Origin of the sequence: Candidatus Acidulodesulfobacterium ferriphilum (assembly GCA_004195035.1) — a bacterium.
In the GTDB taxonomy this organism is placed as follows: domain Bacteria; phylum SZUA-79; class SZUA-79; order Acidulodesulfobacterales; family Acidulodesulfobacteraceae; genus Acidulodesulfobacterium; species Acidulodesulfobacterium ferriphilum.
The window spans coordinates 77689-94694 of the sequence record SGBD01000003.1 but is presented as its reverse complement, the minus strand read 5'-3'; the positions used below and the strand labels follow the sequence as shown (position 1 = coordinate 94694).

Sequence of the window (17006 nt, the reverse complement as noted above, 5' to 3'; positions counted from 1 at the left end):
GGATTCCCGCTGAAGCGGGTTGGGACACCCTTTGGGTTAAATGCCAAATACTCGCAAAGTCATTCCCGCGAAAGCGGGAATCCAGAAAGATAAATTTCTAACGGTGATTTAAGGTTATATTTTTAATTTTTGACTAATTTTTATTTCCGGTATTTACAAGCCCTCTAAAAACCTTATCGTAAATCTTTGGGTTAACACTTTTTAATAATGAAGCTAATTTTAAATTTAGTTTTACCGTATTTACTCCCGGCGTTCCAAATATCCCGAAATCTCTATAAGATATATTGCTTTCTACAAGTTCCCTTAGCCTGTTTCGATTAATTCCCGTTAGTTTCGAAATCCTTGTAATCTGCGTAAGGGCGCCAAGGACGGAGATAAACGGATCTAACCCTGAACCGGAACCTGTTACTAAATCAACTGGAATTTCGCCCTTTTTGACGGTTGGATTTTCCGACAAGAACCTTTTAATCCTTTTCTTGACGGCATCGATATAATCCTTATTCGTCGGTCCATAGTTGGAAGCCGATGACGCATCGGCCTGGTAGCCTATGCCTGCGCTCGACGGTCTGGAATTAAATAGATACGGCGAGTTAAATTTCTCGCCGATTAATAAAGAGCCTATAGGCTTAGAATTTTTATAGATTATACTCCCCCCCGCCTGAAACGGAAAAAAAATCTTCCCTATGCCCCATATAAAAAATGTGTACACAACGGAGCATAATATAAATAACCAGACAGCTAATTTTATCGACTTCAAAAAATCGTTTAACATAAGTCGCCCCAAAAAATTAAAATTAAATTGCAGATTAAAAAAGATGTCCTTCCATAAGCGCAAAATGCTCGGCAATAGGACCTAAAGCAAGGGCCGGAAAAAATGTTAATGCCCCGATTAAAATTATTGTCCCCATTACAACCGAATAAAAAAGCAGCCCATGGGCAGGAAATGTTCCCAAAGATTCGGGAGTGCTTTTCTTTTTAATTAAAGAACCTGCTATTGCCACCTGGCAGATTATCGGGACATATCTTCCAAAAAATATCGTAAGACCCAAAATTATATTGTAAAAAAGCGTGTTTCCGCTAAACCCGGCCATTGCCGAGCCGTTGTTTGCAACCGTAGAAGTAAAGGCGTATAAAATTTCGCTGAATCCATGCGGACCAGGGTTAAATGCTCCTGCTAAACCTGCGGGAATCGAAAGGGCAACGGCAAAAGGAACTATTATTATAAAAGCATGGGCAAACATAGCTAAAGTTGCAAGTTTAACCTCTTTTGCCTCTATTTTTTTCCCCAGAAACTCAGGCGTTCTTCCAACCATAAGGCCTGCAATGAATACGCCGATAATAACCATGGTCAGCATATTTAATAAACCGACCCCTTTTCCTCCAAATATAAGATTTAACATCATTTCGCCTAAAAGAACCATAACGGATAGCGGCATATAGCTGTCATGAGCGCTGTTCACATTTCCGGTGGTAAATGCCGTGGTGGCCGATGCAAATAAGGAACTTTGCGCAATGCCGATATGTTCCTCTTTGCCTGTCATATTTCCGCCCGGGTTATACTTTGAGACTTTAACGTCGGCTCCTAATTTTGCCATAAAAGGATTGCCGGCGGCTTCTTGATGATATACGGCAAATATACATACCGTCAAAAGTGTGAGAGCGACAAGGAACAGGGTCAAGGCATGCTTTTTGTTGCCTATCATTATCCCGTACATAAAAAAAATCGCCACAGGAATAACGCTCATCATAAATATTATCAGGGCGTTAGTAAAAGGGCTTGGATTTTCGTAAGGCTGTGCCGCGTTTGCATTGTAAAAACCTCCTCCGTTAGTTCCGAGGTTTTCGATGGAAACCATCGAGGCGACAGGACCCATGGAAAGATACTGCTTTGCCCCCGTCATATTAACCACGCCCTTTTGCATCGTAAAGGTCTGGGGGGAACCCAGAAAAAGCATAACTATGGCAAAGATAACGGCTAAGGGAATAAAAATTCTATAGACGGTTTTTGTAAAATCTATATAAAAATTGCCGACATTTTTTGCCTGCGTCCTTATTAATCCTCTTATAAACGCTATTAAAAAAACAAGCCCTGTTGCGGCAGATGTGAACTGTAAAAATACTAAAGACATCTGCGAAAAATTTGACAGGGTCTCTTCGCCTGCATAATTTTGCCAATTAGTATTGGTAATAAAGCTTATAGCAGTATTAAAATCGAGCGGCCATGTAATGCCTTTATAATGCATCTGGTTAAACGGAAGATAATTTTGAAACCTTAGTACGAGAAAAACAATTGCAAGCATAAAAAAATTGATAATCAGCCCTGCCTTTAGGTAACCTATCCAGTCCATTTGTTCTTTTTCATTTACTTTAAGAAATTTAAATGTAATATTTTCTATTGGATTTATTATCTTATCTAAAAAGGTTGTTTCCCCGTTAAAAATATGCGCCATATATTTACTTAAAGGAACGGCAGCCAAAATTATCGCCGAAAGTACGATAATAATTTGCAATATACCCGTAGCAGTCATATAATTTTCACCTCTCCATCATTTTCTAAATTATTATTATTTTTAAATCTTTTCCAAAAAATCTACCAAAAACCATAACACGGCATACATTATGCCGATAACTAATAAAACAAACAGTGAACTAAGCATACATGTCCTCCGCTATTAAAATTTATCAGGATAAATAAGAACATAAAAAAGATACGCTAACACGATTGCCAAGATTATTAAAAGAATAGTATTTTCGATCATAAAAGAATCCTCATTTTAATTTTATATTTTAGAGCATGTAAAGCATGGAAAAATTTGCAAAAAAAATAGCCGAAGGAAATTGCCCCGGCTATTAAAGTGTTTTTGTCTAAATTTAAATAAAATATTTACTAAAAAACGACATAACGATAAGAATGAATTGCGACGGCGATTAATGCCGGCAATACATATAAACTAATATATTTGAATCCCTTTAATAGCTTACGAAGTTAGCTGCCGGGCTAGGAATAAAGAGTAATCCCTTGCTTTCTTTAAGAAAGTATTGGCCCCAAAATAACGGTTCCTCCGCTCCCGCAAATATTGCGGGATTAGGCATTTAATTGTCAAAGAACGACCATATGGATATATCCACGCGAGTCATCATTTTAATGCAGTATATATATTTATAAAAAGACTGTCAATAAAAATCGCCCTTAAATCGTGCTTAAGCCTTTTCCCTTTTATTGAGCAAATAAAGATACAGCGATTTAAATGTCTGCAAAGTGTTAAGCTTTAGTTCAGGCAAAGAATAATGGCTGAAATGAGCGGTTACCCTTTTTTCTTTAATCTGGTTTTTTAAATCTAAGGCTGATTTACCGGTAAATCTTGTATATCCTTTGCCGATAAATTCACGCGTATGCGCATCGCTAACCCCTAACTGCGCAAGCCCTATCGAAACATTTACCAAAGAAGTTACGGCATTGGAAACAATCGAAAATGTGCTTGAATTATTAATAACCTCTATTGCATCAAAATCCAAATCCATTAACATTTTTCTTATGGGCTTATGCCCCTTTTCGGCGTAAGATACAAAATAAAAAGGGTGAGGGGCAATCGCCAACCCACCCTGCATATGTATTTCATCTATAGTTTCCATAGCCGTTTTACCCGGAATAACCTTTTTTTCTAAAAAAAGACCTATAACATGTCCGTTTTTTGTCGAAACCTCTTCTCCGACTATAACATCCACCTCGAGAAAGTTGTTCCTTAGGGCATATTCCTTTGCCTTAAGCGCCCCCTTAATCCTGTTATGGTCAGTGATAGCAATTACCCGAAGCTTTCCTGCGGCGGCTTCTACGATGTCCTCGGGGGAACTCGTCCCGTCGCTATAACTCGTATGAATGTGCGTATCGGCTTTTGAATAAAGCGCCTGATTTATTTTTAAAGAATTCATAATTTAACCTTAATTCAAATTATAGCACAATATGCCTTGCTCCCAAAATTGCCGATATAAAATTTCTTTTCTGGATTCCTGCCTACGCAGGAATGACGCCTGTTGGATGAAAAGTTAAATTCAGGGATTGTCATTCCTGCGTAGGCAGGAATCCAGAATTTATAATATGTCGAAACAGTTTCAAAGATTTCTATCGGCAATTTTGAGCTTGCTAATAAATCAAGCTTTATGGGGAACTGCCGAATTATCTGCTTCAGCGTATTTTTCTTCTTCGCTGACAACCCTTAAAGATTGTTCTTTCGGCTCAGGCAAAGCAAAGGCTGTCAAAATCGCCCCCAGAAAAGATATTATGACAAGAACCATAAATGTTCCCTGGACTTTTATGGTCATCATTAAAAACGGAAACAAAAGGGTCCCGAGAAATGCTCCAAATTTTCCTGTTCCCGCGGATATTCCATCGCCAAAACCCCTGACAGGAGTGGGAAAAACCTCTGACGGATAAACAAATGTCGTCACATTAGGTCCGAATTCAGTAAAAACATAGCTTAAGCCAAATATCATTACGAACATGGCCGGGATAAGCATATAACCGGCAAAACTTGTCAAAGAAATTATTAAATAACATATTGCCATACCGAGAAAACCAAGTATCTGAATAAATTTTCTTCCAAGCTTATCCATGCTAAAAGCCGCAAGCCAATAAAATGGGGCCGCAAATACCACAAACACAATGGTAGATAACGCCAGACCCTGAATAAAGGTTGCATTTGGAATGACGGATTTCATCACTAACGGCCAGCTTATAGAATTTCCATAAAATGCCCAATCTAATAAAAACCAACTTCCAGCGGTTCCAAGCAGCCTCAAGTTGTTCGGGTATTTAAATAAATCATGCCATTTTGTTTTTAATTTTACCCCGTTTCCATTGCTATGCTTATTGTCGTCAACTTTAATTTTAGTTCCGGTAATATCATTGATGGCCGCAACGGTATTATTAGTATCTCCTTTGACATTAAGGCTATAATAGGGGGTTTCTTTAATTTTTCTTCTTAAATATATAACGCTTGCCGCAGGAATTGCACCGAGCGCCAAAAGAATTCTCCACGCAGCATCATGCGGAACTCCCATCATCAAAATAAGTATGGCGGCCATAGGACCGGCAATCAAACCGATGCCTTGAAGAGAAAATACCATAGACACGAGCTTGCCCCTGTCCTTTCTATTTGCGTATTCGCTCATAATTATTGCGCTTATAGGATAATCCCCGCCGATGCCCAAACCCAAAACAATCCTCCAGATTATAAGCTGGGTAATATCCTGTGAGAATGCGGAACCTATTGCCCCTATCGTCAGAATGATAACCTCTAATCCATAAATTGCCTTTCTCCCAAAAATATCGGCTAATCTTCCAAATAAGTACGCCCCGACGGCTGCCGCAATAAGCGACGAACTGCCGAGCAACGCAATTTCGGATGTGTCAAGATGCCATATCGGCGTTAAAAGCGCAATAACTACGCCGATAATGAAAAGGTCATACGCGTCGGTAAAAAATCCCATCCCCGCCGTAAACATCGTCCTAAAATGATGGCGAACAAGGTCAACCTCATCAACCTTGTCTAACAGGTCATTTCTAAGATCTTTTTTAGCTTCCATAAAAGCCCTCCGTTTAATGAATTTTTTAATTTAACTTAACGCCTGCAACAAAAACTGCTTCGCAAATCAAAATTTTAATATTACTATAATATTTTGATTATTTTATCATTTGAATGTTACAGTTTTATTACGGTTATGTTAAATTTTTGTTACAACCGGAGGTCTTTCAATTATATCTTCATACATACTTATAATCTTATTTACCGAAATGTCCGACCTGAAAAGCCTGTTTGCCCTCTCAAAGCCTTTAAACGCCTCTTCCTCCATATATTTTGGACTGGAGATATAGGTTTCTACGGCTTCTTTGAGTCTTACCTCATCTTTTGGAGGAATTATAATATTCGTATCGCCGTAAACCTCGGGAATACCGCCCGCGTTTGTCGCGATGCACGGCTTTTTCATAAACATATACTCCATATTATTAATGCCGAGCGGCTCGTTTAGCGAACAAGAAACGGCAATATCGAACATGCTTACGAATTTTCTTACATCGCTTTGATAACCCCAGAACATAAAACTGCTTTCAATCCCGATTTTTCTTACCATCTTCTTTAATTTTTTTTCATCATTCCCGCTGCCGACGATATGAAACATCAAAGGCTTTGAATGCCGCAGGACATCCGAATTTTTCTCCTTTAACAAAAGTTCCGCGGCCTTTACGAAATAAATCTGCCCTTTTTGCTCCGTTACCCGTCCGGTAATTCCAATATTAAAAAAATTTTTAAACCTGTTATAAAAAGTTTCATCGTCATTTACATTTGCGGTATGGCTATAATCTATAAACCCGCCTTCATCTATCCTCTCGAAGGATATGTCCATCTTGCCTTCAATTTCGCCTATACCTTTCGGGCTATATTTGAATCCGAAAATATTATTTATTATTTTTTCGATATAAGCCGGCTTATAATTTTTATATTCTTCATCGGAAAAATATTTAACGAAATAATCTTTTAAAGCGGCGCTCGAAAAACATAATTTGTTCGCCAACGCATAGTATGGATAACCGCTAAATATGTTAATTGTGCTTAAAACAGGTATGCCGAGATAATTGCCCGCTAATACGCCAATATAATTTCCTGTTCCCAAATGCGTATGTATAACATCTATATTTTCCTTTTTGCATATGTCTATCATTCTTTTTATCGCAAAAACATTTTTTCTCTCGGGGTCGAATACCTTATAATAAGGCACGCCGTTATTTTCCAATAAAAATCTCATTTTTTTGTTTAATGAATGAATAAAAAAGACCGACTTATGCCCCTTTTCTATCTGCTTTTTTGCAAGGTAAATAGCGCTGTTTTCAGCCCCGCCCCAGCCCCTTGAGGAAATTATATGAAGGATTTTCATTTTAAATATCTATCTTTTCTATATTAATAGCACCCGATAGTTTATCCGCTAATTCCATTGTAAAAAGCTCCGTTCCGGGCATTTGAACGGTTGCGGATCCGCAGGCAATCCCAAGCTTTAAAGCTTCTGCCGAACTTCCCCCTTTTACAATCACGCTTAAAATCGCTCCAACCATCGAATCGCCCGCCCCGACTCTCGAAACTACGGAAACCGCGGGAGCCGCCGCGTAAAAAACCCCTTCATTCGACGCGACTATAGCCCCTTTGTAGCCGAGGGATACAAATACATATTCGATACCAAAATTATGAAGGTCTAAAGCTACGGAAGCAATTTCAAAATTTGAAGTTAATTTTCTTTTTACCAATCTTTCAAGTTCATGTATATTAGGCTTAATTATGAAAGGCTTCGCCTTGACGGCGCTGCTTAATAATGCCCCGTCGGCGTCAACAAGGCATTTTATGCCTGCATTTTTCAGGCGGGTGCATAATATATAATATATATTGTAAGTGATATTTAGCGGAGACGATCCCGTAAGCACGGCGAGACCATTCTTGGAGTACATATAAAGGTCTTCTTCCAGCCTGTCGAGAACGGAAAAATCCATAACGGGACCCATACCGTTTATTTCGTATTGAGAGACGGGATCGCTTTGCTGAATCACGCAGTTTATCCTTGTTTCACCATTTTCCCATATAAAATGAGGGTCGTCTAACTCTTCCGTAAGAATGTTCGAAATCAGCTTGCCGATTTCTCCCGCCAAAACGCAGCATGTGGAAGCTTTTATTTTAAGCTTTTTGAGCGCCCGCGCGACATTTATTCCGTTTCCGCCCGGATCAAACCTCGTTTCAAACGAATGGACCTTTTCGTCGTCAACTAACTTTTGAATTTTATACGATACATCCAAGGCAGGATTAAGCGATAAAACCGCAATGTTATCCAAAAAGCATCTCCTTATAATATAATAAATACAATTATACCTGGATATTAAGAAACATGGCATCCCGCCCCTGTTTTTTGAATTTATTTATCATGTTTTCAGGCTTAAGTGTCAGATATTACAAGGTTTTTGAATGGTCGGGACGACAGGATTTGAACCTGCGACCCCCTGCACCCCATGCAGGTGCGCTACCGAACTGCGCCACGTCCCGATATAAGAAAGTTATGTTAATACCATTCCCGCGTACGCGATATTTTTGTCCATGAGCTTATCAAAGTACGCCTTTGATGTGGACAAAAATACCAGCGTAGTTAAATTATACACCTTGGCAAAAAATTGTCAAGATTCAAAGGACGCCTTGTCAAGGCGCAATTATATTAACTGCTTAAAATATTTTGTACGGCTACTTGAAAATGATAAAAACTGTGGTATTATTAAAGTAGAAAGGGATGTAAAGAGATAAATAAAACTAAAGAGGGTGATAAGCCCTAAACAACGTAATAAAAAAGTAAAACGAAAAGAAATTAAAGATTGGAGGTGGTAGTATTATGGCTAATGTTTCTATTTGGGATCCTGTCAGCAACATTAGAAGCGATTTTGAAAAGTTATTTTCGGATTTTTTTCCGACAAGCGTCAAAAGAATATGGGGTGAGCCCGGGCTAATGGAGCCGGCCGTCGATGTATTAGAAAAGGAAGACATGATAATCGTAAAAGCCGAGCTTCCCGGAATCTCGAAAGACGAGGTTAAAATTGAGGCTCACGAAAATAAACTCATATTAAGAGGCAAGCATAAGACGGAAAAAGAAGAGAAGAAAGAAGACTATTACAGGAAGGAAATTGAATGCGGCTCATTTTATAGAAGTATCGAGCTTCCTTCCGATGTTGATGCATCTTCGGCAAAAGCATCTATGAAGGACGGCATTCTGGAAGTTACCCTGAAGAAAGCAGCCGAGGCAAAGCCTATCGCTATAGAAGTTAAATAATGCTTTGATATGCGATTCCGGTATATATCACATGAACTTTGGTTAAGCTGATTTAGAAACTTGATAATGATAATGTGAAACCGGATAACATAGGTATGGTATCTTGCTTCTTTAACAAAGACTAAAACATCTGACGCGATGATCGAAAAAACAGCGAGTGTAGGAAATACCGACTCAGGCCTATTTAATGCTTAACTTTAAGCACGTTAGTCATTAATAACCCGGACCTGGTCGGTATTTTTATATTTTGTCGGGAATCCATTTTTATGGGTTATTGACTCTTAAAGAATTAAGATAATCTTTCAGCGTGGAAAAACAATCCTCTAAAACTGCTTTGCTGTGGGAAGATTTTGAAAGCATAATGCAACCTTCGAACGAACCTACCACGAAACCTGATATGTTTTTTGCATTTAAATCCTGTCCGATTATACCGGAAGTTTTAGCGGCTTCGATGGCTTTTTCAATAAAGGATTGCCATAAAATCATTATTTCGTTTATATGTTTTGATAGAACTTTATCCTTGGACGAAAGTTCAAGCACAAGGTTTCCGACGGGACATCCAGTTTGGGCAATCTCCTTTGCCTTTTGGTCATAAACCTTATCGACGACAAAACAAATCTCGCCGATGGGATCCTTAGCTTTATATACGCCGCCCCATGTATTTATATACGCTGGCATTATTATCTCTTGAATTACGGCAACGGCAATGTCTCTTTTTGACTTAAAATGGTAATATAAGCAGCCTTTAGTGGCGTTTATTTTGTCTATTATATCCTGAATGCTCGTATCCTCGTAACCCTTCTTAAGCAGCAAGTTATATGCGGCATCCAAAATCTCACTTCTTTTTAACAACTTATCACCCGCTTATAAAAATAAATACATCTAAAAATCACCGTTAGAAATTATTAAAACTGCTTAAACATATAATAAAAATTGGATTAACGCTTTCGCGATAATCCAGAAAAAGACATTTCTAACGGTGATTTAAGGCATACTTAATTTTGCATCAGAATGTCAACGGCTGGTAGCCGTCGGCCATAAAACCCGCAATTGCCTGTCCCGCATGAACAAGTTCTATTTTTTTATCCGTTAATATAGGAGCAATGCCGTATCCTTCGGCAATAGCCACGCATGCCTGGGGCATGATATTGTTTGCAAGCACCTGATTGTATGCCTCTAAAATCTCTTTATCGTCGGTTTTTGCGATAAAATCTTCTCCCGGCCCGAAAAATATAACCTTAACATCTTCGAATGCACCGCTGTTCTTTGTTCTCCATGCAACATTAAGACCTAATTTTACCTTTACCGGACTGTCAGCCCCGGAAAGGATAATAATTAAAGCTTTTGCTTTTGCCATAAAAACCTCCGCCTTTTTTAATTTGTTAAACGATTAAGTTATTTTAGTTTTCTACATACCGACTGGTTTGTATTTTACCATTAACAAAACATCCTTGTCAAGGCCGAGATTATTCCTTAATCCTGCATTAGAAGTTACATTATATACTCAAAAGCTATGTTAAATCTGGATTCCCGCTTTCGCGGGAATGACGACTGTTGGGTGAAAAGTTAAATTCCCGTATTGTCATTCCTGCGCAGGCAGGAATCCAGAATTTACGTATAAAAGAAACATTTAAATATTTTCTAACGCAGGATTTGGGGTTATTATTTCTTTTGGTCTCAATTATTGCGTATCGCGCTATTTGGCCGGTTCAATAAATTTTAATCTTTCGTCCAGATGAAACCTTAAAGGCTTTTTTGCCCATTCTCCGGCATAATCAACCCCTACGCGCGGACTCGTAATTATCATATTTTCGTCAACTTTTATGCCTCTATCCTCGATAAAAATTTCTAAATCCAAATTGCCCCCGTTTTTTACGGCGTCATCCGGACAGACTAACACACCGTTATGCCTCATTTCGATTCCAAGAGCTTTGGTTAAATTGCCCGGCCCTATAGCCAAATTGTTATCCTGTTTAAAAGATTTAAAACTGCCGCCGCCCCTCCTTTCCCTTATAATATCGATCCCGTAAACGGGGATTAGCCCCCTTATCAAAACCCCCTGCGGAATGCCCGCTTTATTAGTTACGATATTAAACATCTTGTGGATTCCATAGCACAAATGGACATAAGCTATTCCTCCGTCTTTATATAAAGATTCGTTTCTGTTGGAACGGCGGCCGTTATAAGCGTGGGATGCCATATCTTTTGTTCCCAAATAAGCCTCTACCTCCGTAATTATCCCCCCTGTAAGACCGCTTTCAAAGGTATCGGTAAATAAAAACTTGCCCAAAAGTTCCCGCGCTATCGTTTCGACATTATCTCCGGTAAAAAAGGTTCTGTTTAGCAAATTCATGTATTTAACCCTTTATACCCGTTATTATAAAAGCGATATGAAACGGCAGGTTTTTAATTTTTAAATCCTTAAACCCTTTGTCTTTTAATATGTTTAACATCTTATCCCTGTCAAATGCCATTATGCTGTATGTAAGCCAGCGGTATGCCCTCTTATCGATTAAGGAACCGGCCAATCTTATAATAGAAAAGTATGTCTTAAAAAACATATTTAACAGTTTGTTTTGCGGCTTTCCCATTCCCAGCAATATAAATTTTCCGGTTTTTTTTAAAATTCTTTTAAGCTCTTCCGCAAAAACTTTCGTATCATCGACATTCCTGAGTAAGAATCCTGCCGTAACGACATCGTAATAACAATCGGGCTCGTCAAGTTTCATGGCATCCCCTGTTTTAACGCGTATATTGTTAATCTTTCTTTTATCGATTTTTTTTTCGGCTATCTTTAGCATATCTTCGTTGAAATCCACGGCCGTAATTTCGACCTGTTTTTTTGCCTTTTTTGCCTTTTTGGCAATATCTATTGCAATAGAACCGGTGCCCGTTGCCACATCGAGTATTTTATAGCCGTCTTTTTCTATCAAAGCCTCTCCTGCGGTCATTTCCCGCCATAATCCGTCAATCCCGAAACTGAATAAATGCCCCATAATATCATATACGCCTGCAATGGAAGAAAACATATCAAATATTTTTTTTGACATTTATAGTTTTTTCTCCTCCATCTCACTCCGACCTTGCTTCACCCTGTCTTGCTCACCCGGTCTTGTTTTGAAAATCCGTTAATTTAATTATATAATTGCTTAGTTTAATTCCACAATCTCTAAAAGTTTTTTTGCCGCCTTTTCCCATGTAAAATCCTTAACTCTTGCAAACCCATTTTTTATCAACCGGCGCTTTAATTCATCATCAAAAATCAGGCTTTCCAGACTTTGCCTTATATCGTCTATTTCATAAGGATTAAAATATACAGCGGCTTCGCCCCCCACCTCCGGCAAAGAAGTCCTGTCAGACACAGCCACGGGCGTCCCGCACGCAAACGCCTCAAGCAGCGGTGTCCCGAATCCTTCATAAAAAGACGGATATATAAAAACTTCCGCTGCATTGTAAAATAGCGGCAATTCTTCCACCCTTACATTTCTGATCAGGTGAATATTATCCGAATATTTCGATATCAATTTCAGTTCTTCTCCGCTTTGCCAAATCTGTCCAGCCACGATTACCATGTCAAAATTTTTTTTTAGCGGCTCTGAATAAATGTAAGCGTTAAGAAGACCTTTAATGTTTTTTCTCGGCTGGATAGCTCCTACATAAAGTATGAAAGGCTTTTCGATATTATGCCTGTTTTTCAGATATTCCTTTACTTTATCTTTACCTTTGCCTCCGTCTTCGACTGGCTTAAATATATTCATATCTACGCCATTCGGAATAATTTTAATCTTGCCTTCGTCTATGTTTAATAAATCAATAAGCCTTGATTTGGTGTAATTTGAAACAGTCGTTATAATATTCGACCTTTTTATGTTAGCCAATGAATCAGATTCTACCCGTTTCCTCTCCGAAAGCCTGAGGTAATTCCTAAAATTTAAACTCTTATTTTTGGCTCTGTCAATGCCGGCTATATCGTGAATCGTTGCAATTATCTTGTCTGCTTTAAAAGGGGGGAAATAGTATCCGGCGTTGGGCAAATATATCGCATCAAATTTTTCTCCTTTCCCTCCTTTCTTTGTTTGCCCGTTATATATTCCGTTAAGCTTAAATTTCTTCAATTTATTGTATGTATAATCGGCTCCGCTTCTTAAAATTCCGACTTTTTCAATGTAATGTTTTGAAAGCTCCTTGTATTTGTTAATTGTTTTTTTACCCTTATCGTATTCCGGTTTTTCCCTCACGGTATCCTGAAGAAAATACAAATTGAGATATTCCGCGCCGGCTTTTTTATTTTCTTCGTTTAAGGAGATAAAATTTTTTATTAAGTTATAGGTAAAAACAGGAATACCCCAGTTGGGTTCTTCCGTCCATTTTTGTATATCCACAAGCAAAGATTTTTTCATCATTTATTTTTTTTATTTAGTTCTTAAAGTTTTAGTTTTGCAATATTTCACATAATCTTTATAAATCTTTCCTTTATTTTCGAGCAATCTTTTATGAACATTATACAATGCTACCCCGTTTATCATTTTCGGTTTTAAATTTAAAACGCCGACTAAATTTTTAAATGATTCATATGGGTGATACATATTGTAATTAGCCATGTTGGACATTTTGCCTCTTATTATAATTATATAATGAACGCTATGAGAGGCAAGAAAATATTTTAACGCATACTTATCGCAGTTGCCGGCCTTTTTTACGCCCCTGTCCCCTATTAAGATATTAAATACCGGATTCCGTGTATATGACCCCTGAATAAAGTCATAATAACCCCCCGCCAATTTGAAGTAATATCCCGTTTCCGCCTGATATGCAAGAGAATAGCCGTCATTGGAAAACGGAATTATTAATACATTCGAACCTCTTTTTAAGTATTTTTTGTAAACGCCGTTTAAAAAAAATTTTGGCGTATGGGTATCTGACTCGAAAAAATACTGAGTCGGGATAATCGACAAAATAGATAAAAAAACAACGGAGTAGCTCATTATCTTAATTTTTTTGCCGGATTTACTCGATTGCGAGACAAAATATCCCACAATGATGCTTATAAATAAGTAAGCATACAACATAAACCTTATCGGCACGGCTTTCTGGATTAAAGGCATCCCGTAAAAAATAAACCACGGCAATGGCAAACCGGCATTAACATTTATTATATGAAGATAAGGACCAAGCGAAAAAATAAAAACAACGGAAAACATAATAATTAAAAACTTTCCGGCTTGCGTTTTCAGGTTATCCTTCATATAAAATATCAAAAGTAAAATAATAAAAATCCCCATATAGGAAATATCCTGCATTAGTTTAAAGCCCGTGCCCGCAAATAAACCTCCGCCGATAAAAATAATAGGCGCGGGTATTACCACATTTATTAAATTTACAGAATACAGCATGGCGCTTAATGGATATTTCGGGGCATATCGTATCGTCGAAATCATGTTGTAAAGGAAAGGGCTTATCAAGATAAAAGATATGAGGTAGCTTACCGATACATAGGGAATAAAGCCGGCGAGTCTTCTTCGACCGGTTTTGAATATAAATAATCCCGTTATAAGACTTAAAAAGCCAAAGAATGTCATTGTGGTAAATATTTCGGCGGAAATTAAAAATTCTAAAGCTATACATATCGATGTTGCGGCTATATAAAATAATTTATTGATTTTATTATCTAAGCCAAGGAAAAATAAATAAATCAATAGCGGAATCAAACAGATAAAATAAAGATTCATGTCCACATTGGTAAAAGCGTAAGGAGAAAATCCGTAAAAGTAGCCGCCAAAGGCGGCGGCTAACGGCGATTTCGTCAGGTATTTTATGAGCAGGTAGGCGAAAAAAGACGAAACGGCGGGGCTGATAACGGCTATTACATTGTTGGATACTATCGGTCCGAATACAAGCGTTACGGGCGAAAATAAAAGGCTTAGACCGGGTATCGCATTTATCCATAAAAGGCTTTTTATGCCCTGCGGTTCCCACATATACGCCGTCATAAAGGGGTTTAAGTGATGCGATAACGCATAAGGCCACCACTCTAAAAGCCAAATAAAAAGAGTCGAGTCTGCGCTCGCGCCGATAAATCGTGTTTTTGGCGCTAAAAGCGCGGGAAAGCCGAACAGAACAACCGAAGCAGTTAAATATATAAAAAACACCGATATATTAATCAACAATGCAGTGTTTTTTGATTTTTTCGCGGTAAGATTTTTTGATTTTTTCATTATAAAATTATACCAAATTTTAATAGGGCAATCGAAAAATTATTAAAATTTTAATATTGCGCCTTTATTTTTTATCTTTAACATGTTAATCTTAAATTATAAATAAAACCAAAACCATGATTATTCGTTCAAAAGCTCCATTAAGATTAGGTCTTGCGGGAGGCGGGACAGATGTAAGTCCGTATTGCGACATTTATTCCGGTATGATTTTAAATGCTACCGTTACTATGTTCGCCTACGCTGCTATCGAACCCCTCGATAAGGATAATAAAATCGTCTTAAACTCCGTAGATAGCAATAAACTTATAGAAATTCCGTTAACTAAAAAATTGGATATAGATGGCAATCTGGACCTTTTAAAGGGTGTATATAACAGAATTGTAAGAGATTTTACAAAAAAGCCGTTGGCATTTAAACTTACCACATATGTAGATGTTCCCCCAGGCTCAGGGCTTGGCTCTTCTTCTACGCTTATTGTTGCAATATTGAGCGCCTTTGCCGAATGGCTGAACCTCCCCTTAGGCGAATACGATGTGTCCCATCTCGCTTACGAAATAGAAAGAATAGATATCGGCATGACGGGCGGAAAACAGGATCATTATGCGGCGGCGTTCGGCGGTTTCAACTTTATGGAATTTTACGGCAACGGCAAGGTTATAGTAAATCCTTTGCGCATTAAACAGAAATATATAAACGAGCTTGAAAACAACATACTGCTATTTTATACCGGAACATCGAGACTGTCTTCCGAAATAATCGCAAGCCAGATAAAAAATGTCAACGACAAAAATAAAAAATCCATAGAAGCTATGCATAAGCTTAAAGAGCAGGCAGTGTTGATGAAAGAAGCCCTCCTCAAAGGCAATCTAAACGAATTAGGAGAAATATTAGATTTTGGGTGGAAGTATAAGAAAAAAATGACGAATGAAATAACAAATCCCGTTATAGACGAAATATACCAAGCCGCGAAAAAGGCCGGCGCCTTGGGCGGAAAATTATCCGGAGCCGGCGGCGGCGGGTTTATGATGCTTTACTGCCCCCAAAATGCAAGATACGATGTGATAAATTCGCTTCAAAGGTTTCAAGGAGAATTTAGAAGATTTCTTTTTTCTAATCATGGAGCATTAAGCTGGAAAATTTAATAAAAGTGAACGCCGTTAGATTCTATCCTTACTAAATTTAACAATATGTCGAATATAATTAATATACCCGAAAAAGCATTAATCCTTGCCGGCGGCTTCGGCACAAGGCTTAGAAGCGTTATTAGCGACATCCCTAAGCCTATGGCCGATATCAACGGAAAGCCTTTTCTATCTTACTTATTCGATTATATTTTAAATCAGGGCGCGGGCATCGAAGAATTGATTCTATCGGTTGGTTATAAGCACGAGCGTATAATAGATTATTATGGAAATAAATACGGAATTTTAAACCTGAAATATGCAATAGAGGATAAGCCGCTCGGCACGGGCGGAGCTATAAAAAATGCAATAAATAAATTTGGCGGGGATAATGAAATACTAATATTAAACGGGGACACCTTTTTTAATATCGATATTAAAAAATTATACGAATTTCATAGAAATAAAAACTCCGCCTTAACGATTGCCCTTAAAAAAATGGAAAATTCAGACAGGTACGGTTTTATAGAAATAGACATAACCGACAAAATTATGAAGTTCCTCGAAAAAGGTCATGGCCATGTTATGTCGGGCTTTATCAATGGGGGAATTTATATTTTAAACAAATCTTTTTTAGATAATATAGAAAATTCTTATCCTTTTTCTTTTGAGAAAGATATTATAGAAAGATACTATGGTTGCGGCAAATTCTACGGCATTAATTTTAACGGCTGTTTCATAGATATTGGAGTGCCTGAAGATTACGAACGGGCTAAGGCTATTCTTAAGCATTTTTTTATATAATTTTAAAAAATTGGTT

General features: G+C 37.9%; 17 protein-coding genes and 1 tRNA gene. 3 read left to right on the top strand and 15 right to left on the bottom strand.

Annotation, left to right across the window (positions count from 1 at the left end):
* Positions 1-133: 133 nt before the first annotated feature.
* The 9 genes from EVJ47_06370 to EVJ47_06330 all read right to left on the bottom strand — a co-directional run bounded on the left by EVJ47_06370 (position 134) and on the right by EVJ47_06330 (position 8078).
* Positions 134-772, bottom strand: coding sequence for a potassium-transporting ATPase subunit C (locus tag EVJ47_06370; GenBank protein RZD14288.1), 639 nt, complete (start codon positions 770-772; stop codon positions 134-136).
* Between the two features lie 34 nt (positions 773-806).
* Positions 807-2528: a potassium-transporting ATPase subunit KdpA gene (gene kdpA / locus EVJ47_06365; GenBank protein RZD14287.1), complete on the bottom strand. Its 1722-nt coding sequence runs from the start codon at positions 2526-2528 to the stop codon at positions 807-809.
* 144 nt (positions 2529-2672) lie between these two features.
* Positions 2673-2759, bottom strand: a complete 87-nt coding sequence (locus EVJ47_06360) for a potassium-transporting ATPase subunit F (protein ID RZD14412.1) — start codon at positions 2757-2759, stop codon at positions 2673-2675.
* A 442-nt stretch (positions 2760-3201) separates the two neighbouring features.
* Positions 3202-3930, bottom strand: coding sequence for a PHP domain-containing protein (locus EVJ47_06355; GenBank protein ID RZD14286.1), 729 nt, complete (start codon positions 3928-3930; stop codon positions 3202-3204).
* Positions 3931-3944: 14 nt separating this feature from the next.
* Positions 3945-4130: a hypothetical protein gene (locus tag EVJ47_06350; GenBank protein RZD14285.1), complete on the bottom strand. Its 186-nt coding sequence runs from the start codon at positions 4128-4130 to the stop codon at positions 3945-3947.
* A gap of 19 nt (positions 4131-4149) precedes the next feature.
* Complete coding sequence (locus tag EVJ47_06345) at positions 4150-5553, bottom strand: MFS transporter (GenBank protein RZD14411.1); 1404 nt, start codon at positions 5551-5553, stop codon at positions 4150-4152.
* Between the two features lie 168 nt (positions 5554-5721).
* Positions 5722-6930: a glycosyltransferase gene (locus EVJ47_06340; GenBank protein RZD14284.1), complete on the bottom strand. Its 1209-nt coding sequence runs from the start codon at positions 6928-6930 to the stop codon at positions 5722-5724.
* A gap of 1 nt (position 6931) precedes the next feature.
* Positions 6932-7930, bottom strand: coding sequence for a 1-phosphofructokinase family hexose kinase (locus EVJ47_06335; GenBank protein RZD14283.1), 999 nt, complete (start codon positions 7928-7930; stop codon positions 6932-6934).
* Positions 7931-8001: 71 nt separating this feature from the next.
* Positions 8002-8078 (bottom strand) — tRNA-Pro (locus EVJ47_06330).
* 337 nt (positions 8079-8415) lie between these two features.
* On the opposite strand from EVJ47_06330, the gene EVJ47_06325 reads away from it, so the two are divergent.
* Positions 8416-8850 carry an Hsp20/alpha crystallin family protein gene (locus tag EVJ47_06325; GenBank protein ID RZD14282.1) on the top strand — a complete coding sequence of 145 codons (435 nt, stop codon included), beginning with the start codon at positions 8416-8418 and terminating at the stop codon, positions 8848-8850.
* A 264-nt stretch (positions 8851-9114) separates the two neighbouring features.
* Here the strand turns inward: EVJ47_06325 and EVJ47_06320 are convergent, their stop codons facing one another.
* The 6 genes from EVJ47_06320 to EVJ47_06295 form a co-directional block, all read right to left on the bottom strand.
* Positions 9115-9702 (bottom strand): TetR/AcrR family transcriptional regulator, encoded by a 588-nt coding sequence (locus EVJ47_06320; protein RZD14281.1) that lies wholly within the window; start codon positions 9700-9702, stop codon positions 9115-9117.
* Between the two features lie 154 nt (positions 9703-9856).
* Positions 9857-10207 carry a hypothetical protein gene (locus EVJ47_06315; GenBank protein RZD14280.1) on the bottom strand — a complete coding sequence of 117 codons (351 nt, stop codon included), beginning with the start codon at positions 10205-10207 and terminating at the stop codon, positions 9857-9859.
* A 339-nt stretch (positions 10208-10546) separates the two neighbouring features.
* Positions 10547-11203: a DNA-3-methyladenine glycosylase gene (locus EVJ47_06310; protein RZD14279.1), complete on the bottom strand. Its 657-nt coding sequence runs from the start codon at positions 11201-11203 to the stop codon at positions 10547-10549.
* A 4-nt stretch (positions 11204-11207) separates the two neighbouring features.
* Positions 11208-11900, bottom strand: a complete 693-nt coding sequence (locus EVJ47_06305; protein RZD14278.1) for a ubiquinone/menaquinone biosynthesis methyltransferase — start codon at positions 11898-11900, stop codon at positions 11208-11210.
* Positions 11901-11999: 99 nt separating this feature from the next.
* The gene (locus tag EVJ47_06300) at positions 12000-13253 is read right to left on the bottom strand and encodes a glycosyltransferase family 1 protein (GenBank protein ID RZD14277.1); all 1254 of its coding nucleotides are present in this window, start codon (positions 13251-13253) and stop codon (positions 12000-12002) included.
* A gap of 9 nt (positions 13254-13262) precedes the next feature.
* Entirely contained in the window at positions 13263-15065 is a 1803-nt protein-coding gene (locus EVJ47_06295) for a hypothetical protein (GenBank protein ID RZD14276.1), read from the bottom strand.
* Between the two features lie 116 nt (positions 15066-15181).
* Here EVJ47_06295 and EVJ47_06290 point away from each other — a divergent pair, with 116 nt between their 5' ends.
* Positions 15182-16207 (top strand): dehydrogenase, encoded by a 1026-nt coding sequence (locus tag EVJ47_06290; GenBank protein ID RZD14275.1) that lies wholly within the window; start codon positions 15182-15184, stop codon positions 16205-16207.
* A gap of 45 nt (positions 16208-16252) precedes the next feature.
* A complete protein-coding gene (locus EVJ47_06285) occupies positions 16253-16990 on the top strand; it encodes a D-glycero-D-manno-heptose 1-phosphate guanosyltransferase (GenBank protein ID RZD14274.1) in 738 nt (245 codons plus the stop codon).
* Positions 16991-17006: the final 16 nt, after the last annotated feature.